The sequence below is a fragment of the Modicisalibacter xianhensis genome (assembly GCF_900113605.1).
In the GTDB taxonomy this organism is placed as follows: Bacteria; Pseudomonadota; Gammaproteobacteria; order Pseudomonadales; family Halomonadaceae; genus Modicisalibacter; species Modicisalibacter xianhensis.
Genome location: NZ_FOPY01000014.1, coordinates 63837 through 87056 on the forward strand (window position 1 = coordinate 63837; position 23220 = coordinate 87056).

General features: G+C 61.5%; 22 protein-coding genes. 7 read left to right on the top strand and 15 right to left on the bottom strand.

Annotated elements, in window-relative coordinates; translation table 11 throughout:
* Positions 1 to 28: 28 nt before the first annotated feature.
* The 4 genes from BM194_RS15975 to BM194_RS15990 all read right to left on the bottom strand — a co-directional run bounded on the left by BM194_RS15975 (position 29) and on the right by BM194_RS15990 (position 2786).
* Positions 29 to 283 carry a hypothetical protein gene (locus tag BM194_RS15975; RefSeq protein ID WP_092848795.1) on the bottom strand — a complete coding sequence of 85 codons (255 nt, stop codon included), beginning with the start codon at positions 281 to 283 and terminating at the stop codon, positions 29 to 31.
* Positions 284 to 374: 91 nt separating this feature from the next.
* The gene (locus tag BM194_RS15980) at positions 375 to 1052 is read right to left on the bottom strand and encodes a hypothetical protein (RefSeq protein ID WP_092848798.1); all 678 of its coding nucleotides are present in this window, start codon (positions 1050 to 1052) and stop codon (positions 375 to 377) included.
* A gap of 123 nt (positions 1053 to 1175) precedes the next feature.
* Positions 1176 to 1631 carry a hypothetical protein gene (locus tag BM194_RS15985; protein ID WP_092848802.1) on the bottom strand — a complete coding sequence of 152 codons (456 nt, stop codon included), beginning with the start codon at positions 1629 to 1631 and terminating at the stop codon, positions 1176 to 1178.
* Between the two features lie 162 nt (positions 1632 to 1793).
* Entirely contained in the window at positions 1794 to 2786 is a 993-nt protein-coding gene (locus BM194_RS15990; RefSeq protein WP_244890990.1) for an endonuclease, read from the bottom strand.
* Positions 2787 to 3078: 292 nt separating this feature from the next.
* Here BM194_RS15990 and BM194_RS15995 point away from each other — a divergent pair, with 292 nt between their 5' ends.
* From BM194_RS15995 to BM194_RS16020, 7 genes are all read left to right on the top strand, one after another.
* Positions 3079 to 4881 carry a hypothetical protein gene (locus BM194_RS15995; protein ID WP_143097609.1) on the top strand — a complete coding sequence of 601 codons (1803 nt, stop codon included), beginning with the start codon at positions 3079 to 3081 and terminating at the stop codon, positions 4879 to 4881.
* On the top strand, positions 4878 to 6833 hold the full coding sequence (locus BM194_RS16000) for a hypothetical protein (protein ID WP_092848805.1): 1956 nt from the start codon (positions 4878 to 4880) through the stop codon (positions 6831 to 6833). The genes BM194_RS15995 and BM194_RS16000 overlap by 4 nt, the downstream gene beginning before the upstream one ends.
* 2 nt (positions 6834 to 6835) lie before the next feature.
* Complete coding sequence (locus tag BM194_RS20680) at positions 6836 to 7468, top strand: hypothetical protein (RefSeq protein WP_177223441.1); 633 nt, start codon at positions 6836 to 6838, stop codon at positions 7466 to 7468.
* Positions 7431 to 8846 carry a tyrosine-type recombinase/integrase gene (locus BM194_RS16005; RefSeq protein WP_218155406.1) on the top strand — a complete coding sequence of 472 codons (1416 nt, stop codon included), beginning with the start codon at positions 7431 to 7433 and terminating at the stop codon, positions 8844 to 8846. Before BM194_RS20680 ends, BM194_RS16005 begins: the two co-directional genes overlap by 38 nt.
* Positions 8847 to 9016: 170 nt before the next feature.
* Positions 9017 to 9757, top strand: a complete 741-nt coding sequence (gene istB / locus BM194_RS16010) for an IS21-like element helper ATPase IstB (protein WP_092848808.1) — start codon at positions 9017 to 9019, stop codon at positions 9755 to 9757.
* A gap of 435 nt (positions 9758 to 10192) precedes the next feature.
* On the top strand, positions 10193 to 11074 hold the full coding sequence (locus tag BM194_RS16015) for a cation diffusion facilitator family transporter (RefSeq protein WP_218155407.1): 882 nt from the start codon (positions 10193 to 10195) through the stop codon (positions 11072 to 11074).
* Complete coding sequence (locus BM194_RS16020; RefSeq protein ID WP_092848813.1) at positions 11071 to 11985, top strand: DMT family transporter; 915 nt, start codon at positions 11071 to 11073, stop codon at positions 11983 to 11985. The genes BM194_RS16015 and BM194_RS16020 overlap by 4 nt, the downstream gene beginning before the upstream one ends.
* Here BM194_RS16020 and BM194_RS16025 read toward each other — a convergent pair.
* From BM194_RS16025 to BM194_RS16075, 11 genes are all read right to left on the bottom strand, one after another.
* Positions 11973 to 12242 (bottom strand): hypothetical protein, encoded by a 270-nt coding sequence (locus BM194_RS16025; RefSeq protein ID WP_092848815.1) that lies wholly within the window; start codon positions 12240 to 12242, stop codon positions 11973 to 11975. The two genes, BM194_RS16020 and BM194_RS16025, sit on opposite strands and share 13 nt — an antisense overlap.
* Positions 12206 to 12688, bottom strand: coding sequence for an SDR family oxidoreductase (locus BM194_RS21155; protein ID WP_218155408.1), 483 nt, complete (start codon positions 12686 to 12688; stop codon positions 12206 to 12208). The genes BM194_RS16025 and BM194_RS21155 overlap by 37 nt, the downstream gene beginning before the upstream one ends.
* A 147-nt stretch (positions 12689 to 12835) precedes the next feature.
* The gene (locus tag BM194_RS16035) at positions 12836 to 14683 is read right to left on the bottom strand and encodes a V-type ATP synthase subunit A (protein WP_092848817.1); all 1848 of its coding nucleotides are present in this window, start codon (positions 14681 to 14683) and stop codon (positions 12836 to 12838) included.
* Complete coding sequence (locus BM194_RS16040) at positions 14676 to 15380, bottom strand: hypothetical protein (protein WP_092848819.1); 705 nt, start codon at positions 15378 to 15380, stop codon at positions 14676 to 14678. The genes BM194_RS16035 and BM194_RS16040 overlap by 8 nt, the downstream gene beginning before the upstream one ends.
* 17 nt (positions 15381 to 15397) lie before the next feature.
* Positions 15398 to 16087 (bottom strand): hypothetical protein, encoded by a 690-nt coding sequence (locus tag BM194_RS16045; RefSeq protein WP_092848822.1) that lies wholly within the window; start codon positions 16085 to 16087, stop codon positions 15398 to 15400.
* 16 nt (positions 16088 to 16103) lie between these two features.
* The gene (locus tag BM194_RS16050; RefSeq protein ID WP_035557755.1) at positions 16104 to 16553 is read right to left on the bottom strand and encodes an ATP synthase subunit C; all 450 of its coding nucleotides are present in this window, start codon (positions 16551 to 16553) and stop codon (positions 16104 to 16106) included.
* Positions 16541 to 18322, bottom strand: coding sequence for a V-type ATP synthase subunit I (locus BM194_RS16055; protein WP_035557752.1), 1782 nt, complete (start codon positions 18320 to 18322; stop codon positions 16541 to 16543). The genes BM194_RS16050 and BM194_RS16055 overlap by 13 nt, the downstream gene beginning before the upstream one ends.
* The gene (locus BM194_RS16060) at positions 18319 to 18924 is read right to left on the bottom strand and encodes a V-type ATP synthase subunit D (RefSeq protein WP_035557749.1); all 606 of its coding nucleotides are present in this window, start codon (positions 18922 to 18924) and stop codon (positions 18319 to 18321) included. The genes BM194_RS16055 and BM194_RS16060 overlap by 4 nt, the downstream gene beginning before the upstream one ends.
* Before the next feature lie 24 nt (positions 18925 to 18948).
* A complete protein-coding gene (locus tag BM194_RS16065; RefSeq protein ID WP_035557747.1) occupies positions 18949 to 20331 on the bottom strand; it encodes a V-type ATP synthase subunit B in 1383 nt (460 codons plus the stop codon).
* 186 nt (positions 20332 to 20517) lie between these two features.
* Positions 20518 to 21858 carry an MFS transporter gene (locus BM194_RS16070; protein ID WP_092848825.1) on the bottom strand — a complete coding sequence of 447 codons (1341 nt, stop codon included), beginning with the start codon at positions 21856 to 21858 and terminating at the stop codon, positions 20518 to 20520.
* Between the two features lie 127 nt (positions 21859 to 21985).
* Positions 21986 to 23209, bottom strand: coding sequence for an SAM-dependent methyltransferase (locus BM194_RS16075; RefSeq protein WP_092848828.1), 1224 nt, complete (start codon positions 23207 to 23209; stop codon positions 21986 to 21988).
* Positions 23210 to 23220 lie beyond the last annotated feature (11 nt).

Sequence of the window (23220 nt, forward strand, 5' to 3'; positions counted from 1 at the left end):
GGCTTGGAATGGATCAAAGATCCCTGTGTCACACTTCAGTGCTACCGACCCATTGGGTGCCGAGAAAAGCGTCTACGCCATCAGCAACCTCTTGGGGCAGCATCTGCTCAATACCTCTACCAGTCTCCTCCAAGGCCTCATGAGTCCAAGGTCCAGAGGGCAGGACACGCAACAGCACCTTCGTGCGATCGAGATCCTGGATGGTCAATGGCTCAAGCTGATGTCCCGCAAGAATATCGGGTTCACCGGGCCACTGATCCGTCACAAACTTGATACTGGACATGCTTACCTCCACGCGGGCATGTAGCCCAGATTGTGAAAGCCCCTCCACCTCTCGGTGTTGGGGCTTGAAGGATCATGCGATCCGATTCAGTTCAACGGCACCAATCCTGGATCTTTCTGGATAGCCGGTCAGCTTCATCCCAGCTCCAGAATTTCCCGCTCACCAGGGGCACTGCCACGAGGCCAGCATGTGGCAGCAGTCGCGTTAGGTATGCAGTACATACATACCCTTCGCAGTTCCCTCTGCGGGATTCAGTCATCAAGCCCACCGTGTTGGAGAATGATGCAACCTGACAGAGTGAATACACTTCATTCGCGCCATCCTTGAATTCCAACAGATTCGCGACCCATTCATGCTCAGGGAGCATGACGTTGCAGTAGCGCTGGGCACGATCCTGGAGGTGCTCAGCGTATTTGCAGATGGTCTGCGCATTCAGCTCGTCTGCCCGGGGCAGCTCAATCAGCTGATCCTCAAGGTACTCGACGCTATCGCCTAGCAGCTCCGGCCGATAGTGAGCCAGCCGCTCTACCCAATCATCATCCTCATGGACTTGCTCACTGATGGATAGCTCCACCAGCTTATCCTCGAGCACAAGCTCAACCAGCCTTGCGTCAGGACGGTCCCGGAGGTAGATGAACCGATCATCCGTGCGGTTCTGGCGAGACAGGCGATGGTCGATGCCCAATCCCTTCACGATCGGCTTCGGCAACTGCAGCCAGGCTAAGTCAGAGTTGGCATCACGGTGCAATACAGCTTCGATGGTCTTCATTGGTTCTCTCCTCTCATTCCTGCGTTGTGCAGGTCTCAAGGGGAGGTAGGGGGGAGGGTGACACTGCTCGGCCTGGCGACGAAAAGAGCACCATCCCGGTAGGAATGGTGCCCTGTTGGAAGGTTACTCGAGGTGGGTGTCATCCCACATCGCAATCGTTACATCGCCTTCTGCAAGGCCCATGCAGACGATCTCGCTAATATCTTCCCGGGATGAACCGTCCGCTGCCTCAAAGTGCCAGCCCCAGTCACGGGCACAGGCACATCGAGCCTGGTAGACAGCTTCCATTTGCTCATCTTCCCGGTAGTCCCGGATAGGAACCTCAACGGTGCCTATCCAGATCGTGCCAACGCCATTTCTTTGGTGGCAGAACGCGGTGTACGTCCGGGTCTCCGGCTCGGTCGTTGGCTCATCCTTGGTCAGGCCAAAGCGCGTACCAAGAGCATGCTGAATACGAGCTGGCCAACAAGACAGCACGGCCCGCGCCATCTGGCTTTCAGGGTCGTTGGCAAGCAACCGTTTCGTGTAGTCGAGATTCCAACGGCGCCAGCTCAAGCGGTCCTGTGTCGACATCGGCATAACATTCTCTCCTCTCTCATTCCTGCTGGATTGCAGGTCTCAGAGGGAGTTAGGGGACAGGGTGACGCTTGAAGAGACGGGGGAAAGGGGCAGCGGACACCACCACGGTGCCCGTGTCATTTAACTAGATGGTGGTCGGCCTTGAGTGTGGCTCAGGTTCCATTACCCGGCCAACGGGCACAGGAGGCCGCTATCGCGGATGTCAGCCACTCTGGCCTGCCCTAGGCCGCCGATGTCCGTCAGCTGGCCCACAGAGCCCCAGGGGCGCATATCTGCAATCTGGCTGGCCCGTACCGGCCCGATGTGTGGCAGCCCCTCCAGAGCGCTCTCCGGGCTCGTGTTCAAGTCGATGCAATCGGATGCGAGCTGACCCGTATCGACAGTTGGGGAGCTGGCGCCAGGCCAGGCGTATAGCTTCAGCTCGGTGTTTCCCAACGCCATAAAGACCGGGGCATGGTCAGACACTGCAGAACGAGCTTCGTCGTGTTCCATCTGAAACAAGCTGGGGAAAGGGATCATCCCTTGATCCGTCACGGGCAAGCCGGTGCTCTCGTACCAGAAATTATCGTAAAGGTTGCGGTAAACCCCTGTCTCGTGTGCCAGGGTGGTGGCCACTCGCTCCAAAGCCGGCATGGCCCCAGCAGCTCGAAGTGCAGCCCATGCCACATGATCAGGTTCCAGGTTGAAATCTCCCGCTACCACTCGTGGCGTGTCGGGGTAGACCTCCCCAAGCCATTCCCAATAGTCGGCCAAGGCCTCAATCTCCGGGACGCGATCGCCGACTGAATCGCCATATACGACATGCACATTGGCCAGCGCCAGCTCGAGGCCAGACTCTACATCTCGGAACACAGCCGAATAAGGCTCCCGGGCGAATACGTCATCATGATCGAGGAAGACTACCGCGCCCTCGGCATACTCCACCTCCGAAACGCGCCAGACGAAGCCATAGTGCTCTCGATACCGCTCCCCCTTGCCAAGGGAATGGCTGGCCATCGATTCCCAGTCCTCGCCGGTCGTCTTCTCGAGCTGGTTGACCAGTGCTACCAAGGCATCCTCACTCATCAGCTCCTGCACGGCGATGAGATCCATCGACTGCATGATATGAGCCAGTTTTTCGATGTCCTTGCCGTTGTCCCAGCCCAGCTGGCGCACATTTTTAGTCGGTCTGCTGCACTATCATTTAGCTTGTGAGTAAATTTATCAATTTAATAAATATCAGTTTTAAAAAGGAATTATTTTCGGTCTCTTCCTGATAACTACGCTACGCTTCTAAATGACAACAATCATAAAGAAGCAATGGTGCTATATGACAGTCGGGCGCTCTGACATAGGTACCAATTTTACCCTCACATGCATCCTCCCGGGAGGGCGAAAGACCCGAACCTACCAGTTCTCGGGGCTGCGCCACCTTCCTGTCTCTGAAGCTGATCGGCTGCGTTCAGGTATGGAGAGGCAACTGGCGGGGAGGTCGCAGACCACCCAGCAGCATGTTATTTATCCGATAAATAACTATCTGGAGTGGTGCACCACCCATGGTCGGAACCCATCCTTCTACCAATCGAGCGCAACCAAAGTCTTTGATAATCTTCATAGCTGGCTGATTTCGTGGCTCAGCTCGGAAGAGCGGGAATATCTCTCCTCTCATCGCTATTGGGAAGCCGGTCGCCTACACCTGCGGCAATTACAACAGATCAAAGTAATCCCGGTTTTTCCACTGCCTCCGTTAGATAAGAAAGTGCCGGGACTTCGAAAAATTCATCGCTCTACTCCGACCGTTTTGGACAAGCTCGCCATTACGAGTAGCAGTGCACGCAAACTTGCACTCCCGAGCGTGAAAGATGGAGAGTTCTTCGACGACGTTCACAGAGCCAGCAGCGAGCTTTTGCGAGCTATTCGGGAGGCGGCTCAGCAGGAGGCCAGCGAATCCATCGAACTCTTCAAGAGAGGTCAGGAAATGGCTAGAGCCTGTGACATCGAGCGCTTGGAGTACTTCCTGGGCCGGGGCGTTACGTGTGACCCTGATCTGCGGCATGGCAAATACCAGGCTCGCATCAGTTTCTTCTCGACGTACCACCCAAATGGTTTGCAGAATCTCGTGGGCTACCTTCATCACCGCCACAACGGAATCGCCGTCCTGGAGGCACTGCCCTTTTCATGGGGAAGTGTGACACAGAGTTACGGTCGAGAATTTGTTCGTCGCCATCTTGGGCTGACTCGAACAACCTCCGTAGCGTTCTTCATTCTGCTGGTGATTGAGCTAGGAGTGAACGTGGAGTCACTGGATTCGGCTCGCCTGCAAAATTTAAATGGCGAATTGCGTCTAACTAGCTCATTCGACGACCCCGCCCTGACCCGTGTTGCTGTTGTGAAGCCAAGGGCGGCGAAGGTCGTTCATAAGCTTGCAGGCCCAAGCGAGGCGATCAGTGTCTCGGAGATCATGTCCGCACTGTATGCGATGACGGAGCACTGGCGGCAAGATGGCGAAATGGCCCTGTGGCTGGCACCAAGAAGGGGCGATGTGCCGGCTCCGATAGGAAAGCATCAGAGCCTTTGGAAAGCGTTCTTGCGTCGCTGGCCTAGTATCAGCGCGCTTATCTCGAAGCCTATAACCCGAGCGGATGTCCGTGTCCTGGGGGGCGTTGTGGTTTGGTTCGAAGCCGGAGGCGATATGCAGGTCGCCGCCGCGTATCTTAATAACAGACCCGACGTCGCCCTCCGCAACTACATTCCCAAAGAGATCCAGGACGCCTTCTATGAGCATCAGATTCGCAAATTCCAAAACCTCTTAGTTATCGCTGCAACGCAGCAAGATGCCGATATTTTGGTGAAAGCGCTGCGTTTTGAGTCCCTTGATGGGCTGAGTACCGAGCTGGAGGCGATTCGCCAAGACAAGGCCTTGTCCGGGTCCCCCATGTTCAAAAGAAGAGATCGGGAGATCGTGGCCGAATCCACTCCGCAACAGCAATCGGTATTTATGCTCAGCCCGAGGAATGTCGCGGTGCTTGAGCGGCTGTGCGATGCGCTCAAGGAGTTGCAGGCGAGGCACCCCCGATTCAGTCTAGATAGAGTCTATAAACGCTTTCTGGCTCGCGATTGGCTCGACCTGCGCAATTGTCTACATGGCGTCATGCGCAGTTGTATGGACCGCGAACTTGCGAGCATCTATCGAGAAGGCCTCGCGCTGGCGCGCAATACAGACTGCGAAATCGAGTTCCCATGTCTCAACGAGCTCCTGGAGGCTACATGAAAAAGTCTCTCGACCGCGCCCAACTCATTAGCTTTCTTGATGCTCCTGACTTCTCGGAGACTCCTATAGCCGATTGGCTGCTGTCCGACTGGCACGCCCCGGTGTGGTACATCAAAAGGGGGTTCGGCAAAGAAGAGCGAGTCCCCGGCACCGATCGGTGGCGTAGAGCCAATCGTATCAACTGGGACGTTAGGTTGCTGAAGGGAAGGACTTTGCTAGACCCGGAGATGGCGGATCTGCTGGAGACGATCCGGCGTCTGGTGTGGCTCTCCCGCTCCGGCCCTTCGATGTTCACATCGAATGCAAGGGTGCAGCTAAAACTTGCCCATGGCGCTATAGCCCTCATACGTTGGATGATCTTGCGAGGCTTGAGCGAGCCTTTAACCATGCTCCGATTCGGGGCCCTGACAGTGAAGCACTTCGAATGGTTTCTTGAGGATGTCCAGCGGGGTTTGGAGGGCCTTCTCGGTGTCTCTGAGAACATTCAGGCGTATCTTGCGGACCTAGAAGATAACGAGGACTACAGCTCAATACTGAATGCAGATGGCTTGGTTTCCTATCAGAAGTTGGCCGATGCGACCGATCTCCCGATGGTACATTTAGCCAAGAGTCCAGCAGTGAGGGCCATTCTGGAGGAGAGCGGGTTATCAATGCCGCGACGCAATGACCGAAGTGCCTATACAACTGAGCTGGTCGATCTTCGAATCGCGAATGGCTGGGGTGATGACGTAGAGCCTACCGTTGGCAAGCACACGATCTATAGTCTTCTGCTACCCTGGCGAGAACTTTTCACCCAACGTCCGTATCTGCCAGACGGCATTGGCTTTGACGCCTTCGGTATCGAATCAAGCCCAAGCTTATACGCAGAACAACTCGGTCGCGGCACCAACAGAACCCCTACCATTCCATACCCAATCGCACTGCACTACCTCAATCACGCGATCAAATGGGTGGTTGAGTATGGCCACGAGCTGGTCGGCTATTATTTCGACCTAGTGGATGCGACTGGCGGCCAAAGACTAAGCAAATACAGTGGCACAGCTGCGTTTGGCAAGGTACGCCAGCCTGTAGCCCTTGATTCACTGAATATAGTTCGTGCCCACAGATATCACACCGGCGTCAAACACCGTACCCGGCGCGAATCCCCCTCTATTTTCGATGCGATAGATTGTCTCATCGGCGCTTGCTTCCTAGTGCTTGGCGCGTTCTCAGCGCGGCGAGTCGAGGAGCTTGTTGCGCTCCGTGGAGACGGTTTGGTCGGCGAGCCGGGCTGCTATCGGCTGCGCTTTTACCTGGAAAAGGGAAGTGACTATGGACCTATGCAGGAAGTGTTGCGGCCGATACCCGATGTCGGCGCACAGGCATTCGGGCTTATTGCGTCGCTCTCGGGGACTGCCAGCACGAGCGGCTTCATCTTTCGCTTCGGGGACGCGCTTCGAGATATAGAGGGGAGGCATCTGATTATCAATCGCATGGCGCAGTTCGCCGACATGATCGAAGTACCAGCCCAGACCGTCAATGACGTTCTTGCTCGCTGGTACGTGCAGCCACACGAACTGCGTCGCTTCTTCGCGATGGCCTTCTTTTGGCATCGCCGCGACGCCTCCCTCGACGCCCTGTCATGGTTCATGGGTCACCTGAACAAAGAGCAAACCCTCCGCTACATCCAAGAGTCCATGGGTGGGGCAGAACTCTTCGAGGAGGAGGCGCGCTTTACGATGGAAGCCCTGCGTAGGCACATCGCCAATGTTGAAAACCGGGAAAAGCTTGAGGCGGATGTGGAGCGCCATTTCAATGTCAACCGCCTCGAAGTCATTCCTGACGAGGATCTCCAAGACTATCTTGAATACTTGCACGAATCAGGAGCGCTCAACATCGAGGTCGTTGCCAGTCCGGATGTGAAGAGCGCAGGCGAAGCGCTCATTATCCGATATCAGAGGGAGGTTGCATAGCCTTGCCAAGATTACAGTCTGGTCAAATTGCGTCCGGGATCGCCGAGAAGCAGGCGAGAATTCATAAGAGCTTGATATGGAAACAGAGGCATCTGCAGGAAATGCTCACTGAAGGCCGAATCCCTGATGGTTTTGAAGCCTACGCGTCTGTGGCATGCATTTGCGCGTGGGAGTTTAAGAGTAAGGAGAAGGGCCTGGAGATTGTCTGCTGCTCGGTCAACGCTGCAAAGAATTGTGACCTGAATCTGTATAAGGACTTAAAAGGACTTTCGAAGCAACTCCGCGCCCTTCATAAGACCCAAGAGCAAAAAGCGCTCCGAGAACATTCTCAGGACACCTTAATCAATAAGAAGCGGTCGGATACCAAGACCGGGCTCAAAGCACGCAACAGCGACCTTAACCACCAGGTGAGCGTCCTCACAGATGCTCTCCTTCAGTTGCGCGCTGCTTACCTGGACGCAGTAAGCACGCTGGAAGCCGAAGCTCAAATGAATGCCCATCGACAAGAGGCGATGCGGCGCCACCATGCCAAGTACCGTCTTGCGCTCGTTGCTGCAAAGCAGCCTTTACCTGGCAGCCAAGTGGCTGAGGATGAGAATGATGAGAAAAATTCTCCGCTCGACGCAGGCCGCTAATATCCGCGATCCGGCATTCAAAAGAGCGTACAAGTGCGATGACGCTGGTATGCCATTGATTCTCGACAATGCCGGGTATCCTTTTTGGCCGTTCATAGACTATCTGCTACGGTACTTCGGCACGGGTACGAAGGCCGTGGGCTCACTCCAGACATATGCCGCCAATCTATCGCTCTTCGTCCAATACCTAGACAGTCTCAGGCTCCCGCTCGTCGCCATTGATGGCCAGACGATGGTCGACTTTCGCAACCACCTTCTCCGGGATAAAACAGAGCGGAGTAACAACCAGATCAACACCATTCTGCGTCGTTGTTTCCATGCTCTTAGTTGGCTACAGCGTAGGCACTACTTCGGCGACAGTTTGGTTATTGGTACCGAGGATCCTGCGCAGATTGTCATTGGTATGGAAACGTATCAGATCCGCACTAAGCGTGGAGCAATCGCAAAGAGCACTTTCGCTCATGCTTCACTTCTACCGGTGAGTGCCCGGGTCCCGCGCTTCCCGGTATCTTCGGAGACGATTGAAGCGCTTTGGAACGCGATTCCCAGATTAGGAGTGCCAGGTGAGAGCGGCAAGTTTCGCCGGGATAGGATGAAGCTACTTCTCTCGTGCGCGGAGCAGACAGGAGCACGACGTATCGAGTTGTCGCGTTTGACAGTGAAGGATATTGAAGAGGCTAAGCGCCGTTTGGAGGAACAGAGGCGCAGCCCCGAGAGTCAGCAGAGCGTCAGAGTTGCCATGACAGTCGCGAAGTCCGGCATCGTTAACGATGAGCGAGTTGTCGCTTTTGCACCGGAACTGATCATGCGAGCGATCCGCTGGATCAAGGGGCCGAGAAAGCGGGCGATCTTACGTGGCAAGACTAACGGTATCATAGATGCCGATCCCGGACTCCTTTTCGTCGCAAGCGATGGCCGGTCATGGGCGACGCGCTCGTTCAGCGATGAAGTGCTACAACTGAAGAAGCTGGCCGGGTTGCATGAGCCTGCGCACCTTCATCTGCTGCGCCATAACTGGATCGACATCCTGGCTTGCGCCTATGCCCTGGACACCCGGGGATCTGCGGCGGCCCAGGCCGGTATAGGCGTGCGGCTGATGAGCCAGACAGGCCACAAATCAATGCAGGGCGTAGCGCCATACCTGCATATGGCCCATGAAAAGGCAGGCTACTTCAGCAGTGCCGAAAGGATGGCCTATTTCGAGCGGCAAATTGCTGCCTTCTCTCACGAGCTTCAAGGCTTACGCAACGCTCTTGAGTCGGCTACCTCGCTTGAGGAGGCCAAGTTGCTCGGCAGGAATATTGATACATTACTGAGCGCTGCGAAAGAAACCCGCCCCATCGCGAGAATTAAAGACCAGAGAACGCCTGAGTTTTGAGGAGTGCTCGGGCTTGGTGCGGCTAATATACACGGCGTTAATTGCACATAGGTTGATCCAAGCGGGTTTCAGGCAGAACCGCCATAAATACCTGATCCCCTGTACGACACCGGCGGAGCTGGCTCAGTACGGCCGGCTTGGCCACTCCAGCGGCCAGCAGGAGGTGACCCATGGGGCAGCTTGAGCTGACCGTCGGGCGCTACCGCAGCCTGCGCCTGGGCGCCATCGCCGGCGGCCTCACCGCGCTGCTGGCTCAGGCCGAGGCTAACGAGGTCTCCTACCTGGCCTTTGCCGACATGCTGGTCGAGCACGAGCGCCAGACCCGCGAGGCGAAGCGCATCGACCTCTACCGGCGCCAAGCCGGCTTCCCCAGCGACAAGCGGCTGGAGGGGTTCGACTACCGGCACCAGACCACCATCACCAAGCGCCAGATCAACGCCCTGCTGGACTTCTCCTTCCTCGATAACCGCGAGAATCTGGTGTTCATCGGCCCGCCAGGGGTGGGCAAGACTCATCTAAGCATCGGTATCGGCCAGAAGGCCATCGAGGCCGGCTACCGGGTGCTGTTCCGCAACGCCCTGGACCTGGTCGAGGAGCTGGAGCTAGCGGAGATGAAGGGCGAGCTGAAGAAGACGCTGCACAAGCTCGCCAAGGTCGACGCCCTGGTGATCGACGAGCTGGGCTACCTGCCGATGAGCCGGCAGGCGCGCTACGCGCTGTTCCAGCTGATCAACCGGTTCTACGAGCACCGGTCGCTGATCATCACCACCAACAAGGACTTCACCAGCTGGGGCGAGTTCTTCCACGACGACAACGTGGCGGTGCCGATCGTCGACCGGATCATCCATCACTCGCACCTCTACCTGCTCGGCGGGGAGAGCTACCGGCTGAAGCAGAAGACGCTCAGCTGACGATCACGGGTGGGTCAGTTTTGTTGGCCACTGGTGGGTCAGTTCTGATGGCCATTGACAATGCTCGTCCAACAGCGTTCTATGCAGACGTTCGACAAACCCGTTGCTCTTCGGCCGGTGTACCTTGTTCGTGCGGTGCTCTTCTCAAGTTGGAGGAACCGCTCATGCATGCGGGCAGATTGACGGGGTTACTCTCGAGCCTTTCGGATCAGTCGGTGACCCAATCAGATGTCGAGTCGAAAGGGGTACGTGGCAACACTGGGCAGGGGCCGCGTCATGAATGAATCTCTGGCCATGCCGGGGCCCGGACGTGATCGCTCGAACACGATGCCCATGATCGAATGGCACGTACTGAAACGGAGACAAGGTGCGCTTATGAATCACGGCAACGGCGGTCACGGCCATGCGGGGCACATGCCTTCCAGTGGATCTGGAATGGCGATTTCGGCCTGGCTGACGGGGATCTACTTCTTCATCGAGATGGGCATCGGTCTTTGGACCGGCTCGGTCGCGGTGATCTCGGACGCCTTCCACACCTTCTCGGCGGTGGGTGGCGTGCTGGTGGCCATCACCGCTGCCCGGCTCGCCCGCCGCCCGGCTGATGAGGACCGCAGCTTCGGCTGGTATCGCGCCGAGATCGTGGGTGCCCTGGTCAACGGCGGCTTTTTGCTGGGCATGGCGCTGATCGTGGTCGTGATGGCCGGCATGCGGATGACCGACCCCATTGATCTGTCCACGGCACCCATGCTGTGGGCGGCGGCTGGCGGCCTGCTTACCGAGATCGTCTCGCTGGGCCTGATCTGGAAACAAAGCCGCAGCGACCTGAACGTCAAAGGCGCATTGTGGCATATCATCCAGACTTTCGTCGGCAGCCTGCTCATCATCGTCACCGCGCTGGTGATTCGCTTCACCGGGTTCTTGCTGATCGACCCGCTGCTTGGCATGGCCTTCGGCTTCGTACTGTTGTGGGCGAGCTGGGGTATCCTGCGCGATGCCACCCATTTGCTGATGGAGGGTACGCCCTCCGAGATTCGACTGGCCGAGGTGACGGAAGCACTGATAGCGCTTGACGGCGTGGAAAATGCTCATCACGTGCACGCCTGGGCACTGACCAGCGGCCGTTACGTATTCTCCGGTCACCTGCGAATCTCCGACGGCACCGATCCACAGGCCGTGCTCAAAGCCGGCTATAGCATGCTCAAGGATCATTATGGCTTTTTCTTCGCCACACTGCAGGTGGAGACCACCTGTCTCGACGAGTCAGGTGCCGAAGTGATCGATGTCACGCGACCGGCGAGCAAGGGAGGGCAGGCATGAACACCCTCCTTCTGCTTGCGCTGATCACGGTCTCCGAGGCGACCATCGGTGTGTTCGTTAAGCTTACCGACGGGCGGATTCCGATCCAAACTTTGACCTTCTATGCCATGGCCTTCGCGGCGGCCTTCCTATTCATAGCGCGGGCCCTGGCAACTCGGCAATGGCCTCGGTTTCCCAAAGGCAACGTCAAGGATACCGCCATCATCGGCGTACTGATCGCCGCCCAGGGCGGCGTCTTCAACTTCGCCATGTCACTTGTGCCGATCGCCAACGCGGTGATCTTCTGGAGCATCGCGCCATTCTTCGTGTTCATCTTTTCGGCGCTGTTCTTGGGCGAGAAGGCGCGCAGGAGCTATGTCTTGATCTTCGCCATCGCCCTGATCGGTATCGCGCTCGCCAATCCGCTCGGCGGCGGCCATATGCTGGGCAACCTCGTGGCGCTGGCCACCGGGGCGATCTACGCCGCGATGGTTACCTACATGCGCTATGAGGGCAAGACCGAGACCGGGAATGACATCGCCTGGTCGCTGCTAGTCGCGGCGCTGGTGCTCTCGCCGTTCCTGTTGATCGCGGGTCCCGGCCAGGTGGCGATGACGATCGCCTATCCGGCACTCGGCGTGGAACTGCCGGTGATGCTCTGGGCCGCAAGCCTGGGCATCGTGTCCACGGGCTTCGCCTATTTCGGCATCTCCATCGTCTTGAAGTCGCTCAATGCCAACGTCTATGCCCTGGTCGATATCATCGTCTCGCCGGTGGTGGCCTCGAGCCTGGGTTTTCTGATCTTCGCAGAGGTGCCGGGCCGAGGCATGATCTATGGCGGCGCCTTGCTGCTCGGCGCCGGCTTCTGGCTGACCCGCGAGATGTCGCGGGGTCGGGAAAGCCAGGCCGTGCATCCCTGTCAGTGCGTATAGATTTTACCGAGGACGAAATACTTCGGCTGTTTGCCGCGAGCCTCGCCGGTGGGCACGCACCAACGGGTGCGTACCTGGGGATTCGGACGCTGCGGCACCAGCCCGCACTCGGTGAACAGCAACCCGACCCTGAAAGGGTCGAGCCCGATCGACTGTCGCGCCTGCAGGCTGAGTCCTACCGCGAAGGCCCCAAGGCCGAGCATCGCCAGCAGCGTCAGCGTCAGGAAGCCACCGATGAGCCGGCTGTTCGTGAACATGATGGTAGAGCAACAGCCACATCGCACCGGCGAGTCCTGCCGTGACCACGAAGGGCCAGGCCACGGGCCCGCCGAGCAGCCTCTCGGATTGCGGCATCACCATCGGTATGCTGGCGAGCCAACCGTTGAGCATGGGGCCGGACAAAAACCCCAGTGTGGAGGCGGCACTGAGCCAGGCAAATGCCACGGTCCATCAACGGCTCAGCCAGCTGGACCATGAGGATCAGCGAATGGCAGGACACCGTCATCGATTCCACGAAGCCCTCGGCCGAGCAATCGGTGAGGCGTCCATGCAGCTCCTCCTTGCGTGCCCAGGCGGTGGAGTGTATGAGGAAGTCCAGCCCCCCAACGCTGGTAGATCGCTTCGAATACCGCCTCCAGTTGCCTTGGCACCGTCCCGCCCTATGGCGGCCGCGGCGGTTGACAGCAGGGTTCCGTCCAAGCAATAGCCCACGCCGTGGACAGGCTGCGCCGGGTAGATGGCCGTGATCGCGTCGAGGGCCGCGTAGTGCACCAAGGTTCAGCCGTCGACGATGGCCAGACGGTCGTCCTGCTGGTCGATGCGGCCCGGCTCGGTGATGGATGAAGATATTTCATCTTTTCGACGTGGACTCATTCGACGCTTCCAGCGGTGCTGCCAGTTCGAGTCCCGCTTGTTGGGCCAATCGTTCTATCTCCCGGTAGTGACGACGATACTCGCTGGAATCCAGCGGGGCGTAGTTGAGGTTCTTCATCTCGCTGGCCAGGGCGGTGAAGTACTCGCGAATGGCGTCCTTCTCCTCGAAGGCGTATGTCGCGTTCACCAGCGGATGGATCAGTTCCAGGCTGCGCCGCTGGCGCGCCGGGGAGGTGCTGCCATCCACCGCATCGAAGGCATCCTGCTGGAGATAGACCAGATCGAGGAAGGCGGCCTTGTGGTAGGTGAGGAAGTCCTCGAGTGTGATGCCCTCGTCCCCGGTGACCTGCATCATCTGGTTGACGTCCTCCCCATCGTGAAGCAGCTGTAATAATTCGTCGATTCGCCCCGGCCACTCCTTGCCGAGACGCTCGGCGATGGCGGGTTCGAGCTCGGCTCGATAGCGTGACCAGGAGAGCAGGGGATCTACCGCCGGATAGAAGCGCTTGTAGGCGCGCTCGGATGACAGACCGAGAAACGCCTTGACCGTACTCAGGGTCGCCTGGGTCACCGGCTCCTCGAAGTTGCCGCCGGAGGGGGAGACGGTGCCGATCAGGGTCAGGCTGCCGCTGTCGCCGGCGTTGTTCCGAATCACGCCGGCGCGTTCGTAGACGCTGCGCACCGCCGAGTCCAGGTAGGCGGGGTAGGCCTCCTCGCCGGGAATCTCCTCCATGCGTCCGGAGGTCTCGCGCATCGCCTGGGCCCAGCGCGAGGTGGAGTCGGCGATCAGCAGCACGTCGAGCCCCATCTGACGATAGTATTCGCCGAGGGTGATGCCGGTGTAGATGGAGGCCTCCCGGGCGGCCACCGGCATCGAGGAGGTGTTGCAGACGATCACGGTGCGGTCCATCAGCGAGCCGCCGGTGGTCGGGTCGCTGAGTCGCGGGAACTCGGTGATGGTCTCCACCACCTCGCCGGCCCGCTCGCCGCAGGCGACGATGATCACGATATCCACGGTGGAGTAGCGGGCGATAAGGTTCTGCAGCACCGTCTTGCCGGCGCCGAAGGGGCCGGGAATGCAGGCGGTGCCGCCGGTGGCGATGGGGAAGAAGGTATCGATCACCCGAATGGTGGTGTCCAGGGGGCGGTCGGGATAGAGCCGCTCGCTGGCGTGGCTGGCGAGCAGGCGCTGCGGCAGCGGTGTGCGCACCGGCCAGCGCTGGGCCAGGGTGACCCGGCGCTCGACGCCCGCCTCGTCGACGAGGCGCGCCACCGGTACGTCCACGGCGAAGCTGCCCTCCTGGATCCAACTCACCTCCTGCTCCCCCCGGGTGTCGAAGGGCACCATGATGCGGTGGGTGAAACGCCCCTCCTGCACGGTGCCCAGGGTGTCCCCGGCGCGCAGTTTGGCGCCCATGCGCACCCTGGGGGAAAAGGACCACTTGGTGGTCCTGTCCAGGGCCGCCAGGTGTAGCCCCCGAGGCAGGAAGAAGCCGGACTGCAGGGCGATCTGCTCCAGGGGGTTCTGCAGGCCGTCGTAGATCTGCCCCAGCAGACCCGGGCCGAGGGTGACCGAGAGCATCTCGCCGGTCTGCTCCACGCCGTCGCCCACCTTGATGCCGCCGGTATCCTCGAAGACCTGAACGTCCGCCCGCTTGCCCTGGACTCGCAGCACTTCGCCCTTGAGGCGGACGTCCCGTTCCTCCTCATCCTGGGCGGGACGGATATAGACCACCTCGTTCTTCATCAGCCCCTTCGAATCTTCAAGAGCCTCGATGACCACGATATCGTCCTGGACATTGACCACCCGGCAATCCTTATCCATCACTCTCGACCTCCTGAAAAAGCACTCCGTAGTCGCCGAGCCCCCGCGCGATATCGGCTCGCAGACGACGCTGTGCCGCCTCGGCGTTGTAGCGCCGCCAGGCGGCGATCAGTCGCCAGCGCAGCCAGTAGATGACGACCTCGCGAAAGTCGAAGCGGTCATAGCGCCGCGCCCGCTCCAGCCGCCGCCAGTTCTCCTCGATGAGCCGTCGCTCCAGCTCCCGGGGACGGTCCTGCGCCAGATGCTCCCGGGCCTCGGCGAGCCAGGGAAAGACCGCTCCCAGGCCGAACAGCGCTGCCTGCCAGTGGGCGCCGATATGCGCCAGGCGCGGGCCGATTCCCCAGGTTTCGCCCAAGGCCGGAGCAGGGTCGCCGGACCGGCGTCGACGCAGGGCCGCCACCAGGGTGCACTGTTCGAGCTGGGCCTCGACGAGATCTTTCACACCCTGCTCCGCCAGCCGAGGCGCCGCCTGCCGGTAGCGATGAATATAGGCCACGGTGGACAACTCCAGGCCCAGATGCCGCCAGTCGAGCAGGCTCTCCAGCGCCTCTAGCGTGTCGCGATGGGCGTCGCTCAGAGTCTCCAGGCGACGCTCCAGACGAATCGCCGAGATCGGCAGGGGCTCGCGGCCGAAGGGCGTGGCGGGCAGGGCCGGCAGGCTGGCGAGCAGGTCGACGTACTGGTGGCGTTTGGACATCGTTGTTAATGACATCGCTACTTGACGATGCCTTCGAGCATGGCGCGAAAGCGCGGCTGCAGATGCTGCAATAGCAGCTCCGCCACCGCCTCGTCGCTGAAATCGAGCTCCATCTCGTGCTCGTGCAGGCGGATGCGCAGGCCGCTTGCGTGCTCGCCTGTGGTGAAGCGTACCCCCTCACGCAGCACCTCCCGGGCCTGGGCGGCCACGAACCAGGAAAGCGTGCCCTCCTTGAGCGCTTCCGGGCGGCGACGCAGCTCCTCCAGCCCCACCGCGTCCCGGGGCAGCATCACTTCGATGTCGTTCTCCGCCTCCAGCGGCGACTCGGCCCGGGTGCGGGCGGCGAGTTCGAGAATCAGCCGCTGCAGCAGGTCCTCCCGGGACAGGGCCTCGCCCACCAGCCAGCGTAGATGATCGCGAAAGCGGTGGGTCAGGGTGGCCTGCATCTCCAGCACCGCGTCCCGGGCGGCGACCCGCAGCGCTTCCCTGGCGGCGTTTTCCAGGCGCCCGGCTTCCTCTCGGGCCTCCCGACGCAGTTCCTCGGCGTCCCGCTCCGCCTGCTCGATCATCCAGGTGGCGCGACGCTCCGCATCCCCCACGATGCGCCGGGCTTCCTCCCGGCCCTGCTCGACCCCCTCGCCGCGCAGCCGCTCGATCAGCGCCTCGACGCCGGAGGAGGCGCCCTGCAGGGATTCCGCTTGACTCATGAGGATCTCCTCGAACTCATTGGGCCGGAATATTGCCGCCGATCACCAGGGCGAAGATGAAGGCGAACACCCCGAAGCCTTCGACGATGGCCGCCGGGGCGATGGACAGGCCGAAGATCTCCGGCTTGCTCTTCGCGCTGTTGATCGCCGAAGCACAGCAGCTGCCCTGGTAGACCGCACTCAGCAATAGGGCCACCCCGGCGAGGATGCCCACGGAGAACAGCCCCGCGGAGGTCTCGAGGGTGATCGGGCGCTGCAGGGTGAACATCACCACGATGCCATAGATGCTCTGGGAGGAGGGCATCGCCGAGAGCCCGATGAAGCGCCCGTGGCCGGACTCGGTCTCGAGCAGGGCACCGATGGCCGCCTGGCCGGCGATGGCGCAGCCGATGATGCTGCCGATGGCCCCCAGGGCCATGGGGCCGTAAAGGCCCGCCCAGCCCAGGGCGAGAATCAGTTGCTCCATGGTGTGGTCTCCGTTTTTGCGAATGCGGTAAAAGGGTAGCCCTCGTCCGAGATGCCCCAGTGGTAGAACTCGATCAGATTGAGCCGCAGTCCGTGCACCACGCCGCTGACCACCGCCAGCACGAAGTTCAGGGCGTGGCCGACGATCAGGATCAGCGCGTTGAGCAGGATGCCGAGCCCCGGAAAGGCCGCCGCCGCGTCCGCGGCGAGCTGGTTGAAGGTGACCGCGAGCGACGCGCTGGCGAGCCCCAGGGCGAACAGGCGCAGGTAGCTCAGCACGTCGCCGAAGGCCCGGGTCACGTCGGTCAGGGCGTAGAGACCGCCACCGACCCGCTTGAGCAGGTCCAGCGGTTCACGTATGGGGCGGGTATCGGTAAAGACGAAGACGCCGATCAGCCCCAGGGTCATGGCGACGGCACCGCCGGTCATGCCGTAGAAAAGCATGACACCGGCCAGCAGGGCGACAATCCAGCCCAGCGGCGCCAGCATGGCGGCTCGCCCCCGGTGGTGCCAGGCCACGGTGGCGTTGGCGACGATCAGGTGCGCCAGGCCGATGCCGATCGCCAGCTGCATCATCTGACCGAAGTCGTTGACGTCGAGGAGCCTCGAGTGAGAAAGCCAGCTTTCCGGTGGCGGGCTCCAGCCGAAATAGCTGCCCGCAAGCACGCCGTAGGCGAAGGCGAAGCCGACCAGGGCAAAACCCAGAGTGCGCACTCGCAATCCCGTACGACTGCGTTTGAGGCGTGGTGAGAAGAACAGCAGCGCGCCGAGCAGCAGCAGGGCGTAGCCGGCGTCCGCGAGGATCATGGCGAAGAACGCCGCGAAGGAGAAGAAGATCACCCGGGAGGGGTCCCAGCTGCGATAGCCGGGCATCTGATAGAAGTGCACGATCTCCGCGCCGCCGGCGGTGCGCTCGTCGTTGTCGAGCAGAGTGGGGGGCTGATCCTCGGGACCCACCGGCTCGTCGAGCAGGGCAAGCCCTTGCTGCTCGGCGAGGCGTCGAACGTCCTCGATCGCCGCCTCGGGCACCCAGCCCTGCACGGCGAAGATCGCATCCGTGTCGCGGGTGAGCTGCTGGGCCTGAGTCAGGCGGGTGGCATCCTCCGCCCGGGCCTGATGGCGATGGAGCAGATGAATCCAGCGGGTCAGCGCCTCTCGCTCGGCGGTGCACTCATCGAGGCGCACCACCAGGCGCTGCAGCTGCTCACGCAGCCGCCAGCGCGGCACGCTGCCGGTATGGGTGCGCGGCACCGGCAGGGCGTCCATGGCGGGCTCTTCCCGACTGATCACCGCGATATAGCGGTTGCGGTTGTCGCGATGCACTTCCTGCCAGGGCAGCTCGACTTCCGCGAGCTGGCGCGCCCTGTAGTGGGGTACCTCGTAGAACCACAGGCGATGCCCGGCGAGGCTTTCCAGGGGCGGGAAGTCGAAATCTCCCCAGGGCTCGAGATCCTTGAGACGCCGCCGGGCGAAGTCGATGCTGTCCTCCAGATCCCGCATCCGGCGCTGATTCTCCAGGGCGCGCTCGACGATGGCCTGATGATCGAAGTCCGGGTCGCTGGGCACCTGATGGCGCTTGGCCGGGCAGTCGAGCAGGTAGGCCAGCGCCTTGCGGGTGTCGCCGGCCACCGCGCCGGTGGGGGTGTCGCGCCTTGTCTCTCCCAGGTCGATCAGGTGCATGACGCCCAGGCGCTGCAGCTCGCGCAGCGTGGCCGGCTTGTCGCCGTGGCTGCCGACCAGGGTCACTCGGCGCAGGGACACGATGCTCATCGGCGCGCTCCCTGAGCCTGCTTGCGCTTGGCGAGCTTGGCCCGCACCACCGCGGAGCGCTCGCCGTCGGCGAGATGGATGCGAATGCGGCGGATATGCTCCCGGGTGCGCGGAATCAATACCTTGTCGAACAGGTTGACCCGCTGGGTGACCCGCCTGACCGCCCGCTCCAGGCGATGCAGCCGCTCCCACTCCACCTGCAGGCGCACCGTCAATGCGAGCGCGTCGCGCAGGACTTCCCGATAGCGATCCAACCAGTGGGGCGTGGTCAGCGCCGGATAGTCGGCGAGGTCGATATCGATACCCTCCAGCATCGGCAGATGCACGCCGAGCAGGTTGTGCTCGCGCAGCCGCACAGCCGTCACTTGGGCCAGATTCTCGATCTTCAGGGTGTCGTCCCCGGCCATGGGTAGCCGCTCGCGCACCCGGGCCACCAGGGCGTCCAGCTCCGCCTCGCTGGCCTGCACTGTTTCCCGGGCGCGCCGGCGCTCGGCGATCAGCTGGCGGCGCTTGAGGTCCAGGGACAGCAACAGCCGCTGGAACTGCCGGAGCCGGGACTGTTCCCGGTGCAGGGCGGTCTTGTTTAATGAGAGTCGTGCCACGCCACCACATCCTTTTTCCGATGACTACGCCATGCTATCGGCTGGCGTCTCCTCGCCGGGCTGTTGCTGCTTGCCGGGAAAAAACTTGTCGATCAGCTGCTGACGCATGAGCAGTTCCTGGGGCTCGAAGCATTCCGCCAGGGTCTTCCAGGCCAGGTCCAGGGCGCGCTCCAGGGGCAGGGAGACCGAGACATCCATGAAGCGGGTCTCGAACAGCTCACCGAAGCGCAGCAGCTTTTCGTCGAAGCGGGAGAGTTCGAAGGCCATGGCGCGCTTCTGCTGGGCGTCCCGTGCGCCGGCATACAGCCGGATCATGGTATTCATCAGCGCGCCGTGATCCTCCCGGGTGCTCTTGCCGATCACGTGCTGCTTGAGCCGGGACAGGGAGCCGAAGGGATCGATCCGGCCGTCGCGCAGGTAGAACTGGCCCTCGGTGATGTAGCCGGTGTTGTCCGGTACCGGGTGGGTGATGTCGTCGCCGGGCATGGTCGTGACGGTGAGCACCGTGACCGAGCCGGCGCCGTGGAAGTCGCAGGCCTTCTCATAGCGCCGCGCCAGTTGGGAGTAGAGATCCCCCATGTGGCCGCGATTCGACGGCACTCGCTCCATGCTGATGCCCACCTCCTTCAAGGCGTCGGCGAAGGCGGTCATGTCCGTGAGCAGCACCAGCACCCGCTTGCCCTCCTCCACGGCGAAACGCTCCGCCACCGCCAGTGCCATGTCCGGCACCAGCAGGCGCTCCACCACCGAGTCCGAGGCCAGGTTGGCGAACATCACCGTATGGGCGAACACGCCGGCGTCGAGGAAGCGCTGGCGAAAGTAGTGGTAGTCGTCGAAGATCAGCCCCATGCCGCCGAACACCACCACGTCCGCATCGGCGTGAATGGCGATGCGAGCAAGCAAAGCATTGTAGGGCTCCCCGGCCACCGAGAAGATGGGAATCTTCTGGCTCTCCACCAGGGTGTTGAAGACGTCGATCATCGGCACGTCGGTGCGGATCATGCGGCTCGGCATCACCCGGCGCATGGGATTCACCGAGGGGCCGCCGATGTCCACTCGACGATCCTCGCCGAGCGCCGGGCCGCGATCCATGGGCTCGCCGAGGCTGTTGAAGGCCCGCCCCAGCACATTCTGGGAGCAGATGACCCGCATGGGGTGACCGAGGAAGCGGATCGAGGCCTGGGTGGTCAGGCCGGCGGTACCGCCGAAGACCTGCAGCGAGACCACATCGTCATCGATGCGGATCACCTGGGCGAGCACCGTCTCGCCGTCGGCCTTGCGCAGGCTGGCGAGATCGCGAAAGCGCGCCGGGGAGGCTCGGTTTTCATCGCCTTGGGGCACACGTACTCGGACGATGCCGCCGACGATACTGAGGATATTGCGATAGTGACTGAGGGGTTGTGACATGCCGGGCCGATGACTCCACACAAGAGGGGGTTGTCTCGGCACGATGCAAGCGACGCTGCCGGGGACAACGCGAAATTCGTCGAGAGGGAAAGCCGCTGGTGGGAAGCGGTCCCCTTACTTTAGGCCAGTGATGCCATCTGCCCATTGACCCATATCAAGCTTGAAAAACACAGGAAACATTCCCCTTCAATCCTGACGCGGTGCGTGTTTAACCAGTGCTATCACGCGAGGATGATAGTGAACAACGAAAGTGACGATGGCAGTAACGAAAAGCACGACCGCAAGCCCCCAGTACGTGCCGAGCGCACTACCCACGAACAGCATCCCGGCGCCCGCAGACCCCACGGCTTGCCCGAGGCTGGCCAAGGCGGTCTGCTTGCCCAGCGCCGCACCCTGTGCCGGCCCGCTGGCCAGGGAGACCTGATAGGCCAGCAAAGGAATCAGTAGTCCCGATCCGGCGCCCAACAGCCCCACCACGACGAATGCCTCCCAGAAGCCCGAGGCGTAGGGGAGGCCGAGAATGCCCCCGGCCATCAGCAGGAAGGCCCCGCCGATCAGATGGCCGGGGGAGAGTCGTTTCGGTGGGTATGCCGACCACAGCAGCTGCACCGCCAGCATCACCAGGCTGCACTCCGTGAACAGCAATCCGACCCTGAAGGGGTCGAGACCGATTGACTGTCGCGCCTGCAGGCTGAGGCCCACCTCGAAGGCCCCCAGGCCCAGCATCGCCAGCAGCGTCAGCGTCAGAAAGCCACCGATGGCCCGAGGCGACGCCGGCTCACCGGCAGGCTCGTCGGCAGGCGGACGGTGTGCCGACTGTTCGCGAACGTGATGGTAGAGCAACAGCCACACCGCACCGGCGAGTCCCGCCGTGACCACGAAGGGCCAGGCCACGGGTCCGCCGAGCAGCATCTCGGATTGCGGCATCACCATCGGAATGCTGGCGAGCCAACCGCTGAGCATGGGGCCGGACAGGAAGCCCAGGGTGGAGGCGGCACTGAGCCAAGCGAAACGACGTGCACGGCGTGTCGCATCGTCACACTCGGCCGCCTGCGCCAGTGCCACCGGGATCACCGCCGCCGCGAAGGCGCCGGCAAGGGCCCGTACTCCATAGGCGAGTGGCAGGTTTCGAGTCAGGCTGAACCCCAGCATGGCCAGTGCAAACCCTGCCAGCCCCCACAGCAGGACGGGCCGCCGGCCCAGGCGGTCGGAGAGACTTCCCCATAGTGGGGCGAAGCCGAACAAGGCCAGCGTATACACCCCCGTCAGCAGCCCGGTGTGCAGCGATACGTCCCCGGGGATAGTCACTGCCAGCACGCGGTCGAGGAACAGCGGCAGGATCGGCAGCACCGTGCCGTAGCCGAGGAAGACGACGAAAGTGGCGGCGAGCAGGGTATTGAAACCAGCGCTAGATTTTGCCACCACACCAATCGAACGGTCGCTCGCATTGCCGTTCGGGTCTCGCGGATGCCCGAGATCAAGGCTCACGTCGGTGTCGCCATTACTTAGCTTTCCGTTCTCGCTCATGCGGTACCGTACTCATGAGCCAGACGGCTGAAGAATGCCAAAAATACCATGAAGTCTCCTTACTCACCTCAGTGGAATCCGGCGAGCACCGCTCCCAACAGTAAAACCACCTTCCGACCCGACCCGCTCACGCGACTTCGTTGGCGTCGTTTTCCAGGGCATGCTCCCAATCCGCGATGTAGTTCCGGTGCGAGGGAACGGCGTCCCGCTGGCGTGTGAGCTGGATCTGGAAGACCATTATCGGTCCGTTGCGAAAGGCCATCTCGCACATGTTTAGATAGAATTCCCACATGCGACAGAAGCGTTCGTCGTAGAATGCACGCACCTGCTCGCGGTTGGCCGCGAAGCGTCGCGCCCACTCCCGCAGCGTCTCCGCATAGTCGAGGCGCAGCACCTCGATGTCCGTTACCCACAGGCCGGCCTTTTCCACCGCGGCCAGCACCTCCGAGAGCGCGGGGCAATAGCCGCCCGGGAAGATGTACTTGCGCAGCCAGGGATTGGTTTGCCCCGGCGGCTCCATGCGCCCGATGGCATGAATCAGAGCGACGCCGTTGGGCTTGAGCAAGCCCTTCAAGGTGCGGAAGAATCCCCCATAGTGCGACACCCCGACGTGCTCGAACATGCCGACCGAGACGATCCGGTCGTAGACCTCGTGCTCCGCTCGGTAGTCGAGCAGCTCGAAGCGCGCACGCTCGCCCAGCCCGGAGCGCACCGCCCGCTGCTGGGCGACGTGCAACTGCTCCTCGGAGAGGGTGATCCCCTTGACACGGGCCCCGGCGCTCTCGGCGATATGAAGGGCGAGGCCGCCCCAGCCCGAGCCGATATCGAGCACGCGCATGCCCGGCTGCAACAACAGCTTGGCGGCGAGATGGCGCTTCTTTTTCTCCTGCGCCTGCTCGAGACTCTCGTTGCCGTCAGGGAAATAGGCGCAGGAATACTGGCGATCCGCGTCGAGAAAGAGATCGAACAGCTCGGCCGAGAGATCGTAATGATGGGCGACATTCGCGCGCGAGCGGCCGAGCGGATTGTACTGTTGTAGATAACGCAGGGGTCGGCCAAGCCGCTGGCGCAGCCGCTGCATCGGATGGCGATCGAGGGCTTCGACGCTGGCGGTGCAGAGGTCGAGGAAGTCGCGCAGGCTCCCCTCCTCCACGGTCAAGGTCCCATCCATGTAGGCCTCGCCCAGATACAGGTCGGGGTTAATGATCAGTTTGCGATAGAGCGCCCGGTGGTGGAGCCGCACCGTGACAGAAGGCGCGCCACCAGGCCCGAAACACTGCCGCTTCCCGGACGGTGTTATCACCGTGAGCTCTCCGGCCTGAACGATGCGACTGAGGAATGCCGACAACATTACGCAAGCCT

What these genes read in the sequence shown, in the direction of transcription:
- BM194_RS16055 (WP_035557752.1), bottom strand. Translation starts at nt 18,322, where the DNA reads ATGAGCATCGTGTCCCTGCGCCGAGTGACCCTGGTCGGCAGCCACGGC.
- BM194_RS16005 (WP_218155406.1), top strand. Translation starts at nt 7,431, where the DNA reads ATGATGAGAAAAATTCTCCGCTCGACGCAGGCCGCTAATATCCGCGAT.
- BM194_RS15985 (WP_092848802.1), bottom strand. Translation starts at nt 1,631, where the DNA reads ATGCCGATGTCGACACAGGACCGCTTGAGCTGGCGCCGTTGGAATCTC.
- BM194_RS15995 (WP_143097609.1), top strand. Translation starts at nt 3,079, where the DNA reads ATGGAGAGGCAACTGGCGGGGAGGTCGCAGACCACCCAGCAGCATGTT.
- BM194_RS16020 (WP_092848813.1), top strand. Translation starts at nt 11,071, where the DNA reads ATGAACACCCTCCTTCTGCTTGCGCTGATCACGGTCTCCGAGGCGACC.
- BM194_RS16045 (WP_092848822.1), bottom strand. Translation starts at nt 16,087, where the DNA reads ATGAGTCAAGCGGAATCCCTGCAGGGCGCCTCCTCCGGCGTCGAGGCG.
- BM194_RS16075 (WP_092848828.1), bottom strand. Translation starts at nt 23,209, where the DNA reads ATGTTGTCGGCATTCCTCAGTCGCATCGTTCAGGCCGGAGAGCTCACG.
- BM194_RS16065 (WP_035557747.1), bottom strand. Translation starts at nt 20,331, where the DNA reads ATGTCACAACCCCTCAGTCACTATCGCAATATCCTCAGTATCGTCGGC.
- BM194_RS16070 (WP_092848825.1), bottom strand. Translation starts at nt 21,858, where the DNA reads ATGAGCGAGAACGGAAAGCTAAGTAATGGCGACACCGACGTGAGCCTT.
- BM194_RS15980 (WP_092848798.1), bottom strand. Translation starts at nt 1,052, where the DNA reads ATGAAGACCATCGAAGCTGTATTGCACCGTGATGCCAACTCTGACTTA.
- BM194_RS16025 (WP_092848815.1), bottom strand. Translation starts at nt 12,242, where the DNA reads ATGTTCACGAACAGCCGGCTCATCGGTGGCTTCCTGACGCTGACGCTG.
- istB (WP_092848808.1), top strand. Translation starts at nt 9,017, where the DNA reads ATGGGGCAGCTTGAGCTGACCGTCGGGCGCTACCGCAGCCTGCGCCTG.
- BM194_RS16040 (WP_092848819.1), bottom strand. Translation starts at nt 15,380, where the DNA reads ATGTCCAAACGCCACCAGTACGTCGACCTGCTCGCCAGCCTGCCGGCC.
- BM194_RS16015 (WP_218155407.1), top strand. Translation starts at nt 10,193, where the DNA reads ATGGCGATTTCGGCCTGGCTGACGGGGATCTACTTCTTCATCGAGATG.
- BM194_RS16000 (WP_092848805.1), top strand. Translation starts at nt 4,878, where the DNA reads ATGAAAAAGTCTCTCGACCGCGCCCAACTCATTAGCTTTCTTGATGCT.
- BM194_RS16035 (WP_092848817.1), bottom strand. Translation starts at nt 14,683, where the DNA reads ATGGATAAGGATTGCCGGGTGGTCAATGTCCAGGACGATATCGTGGTC.
- BM194_RS16050 (WP_035557755.1), bottom strand. Translation starts at nt 16,553, where the DNA reads ATGGAGCAACTGATTCTCGCCCTGGGCTGGGCGGGCCTTTACGGCCCC.
- BM194_RS15975 (WP_092848795.1), bottom strand. Translation starts at nt 283, where the DNA reads ATGTCCAGTATCAAGTTTGTGACGGATCAGTGGCCCGGTGAACCCGAT.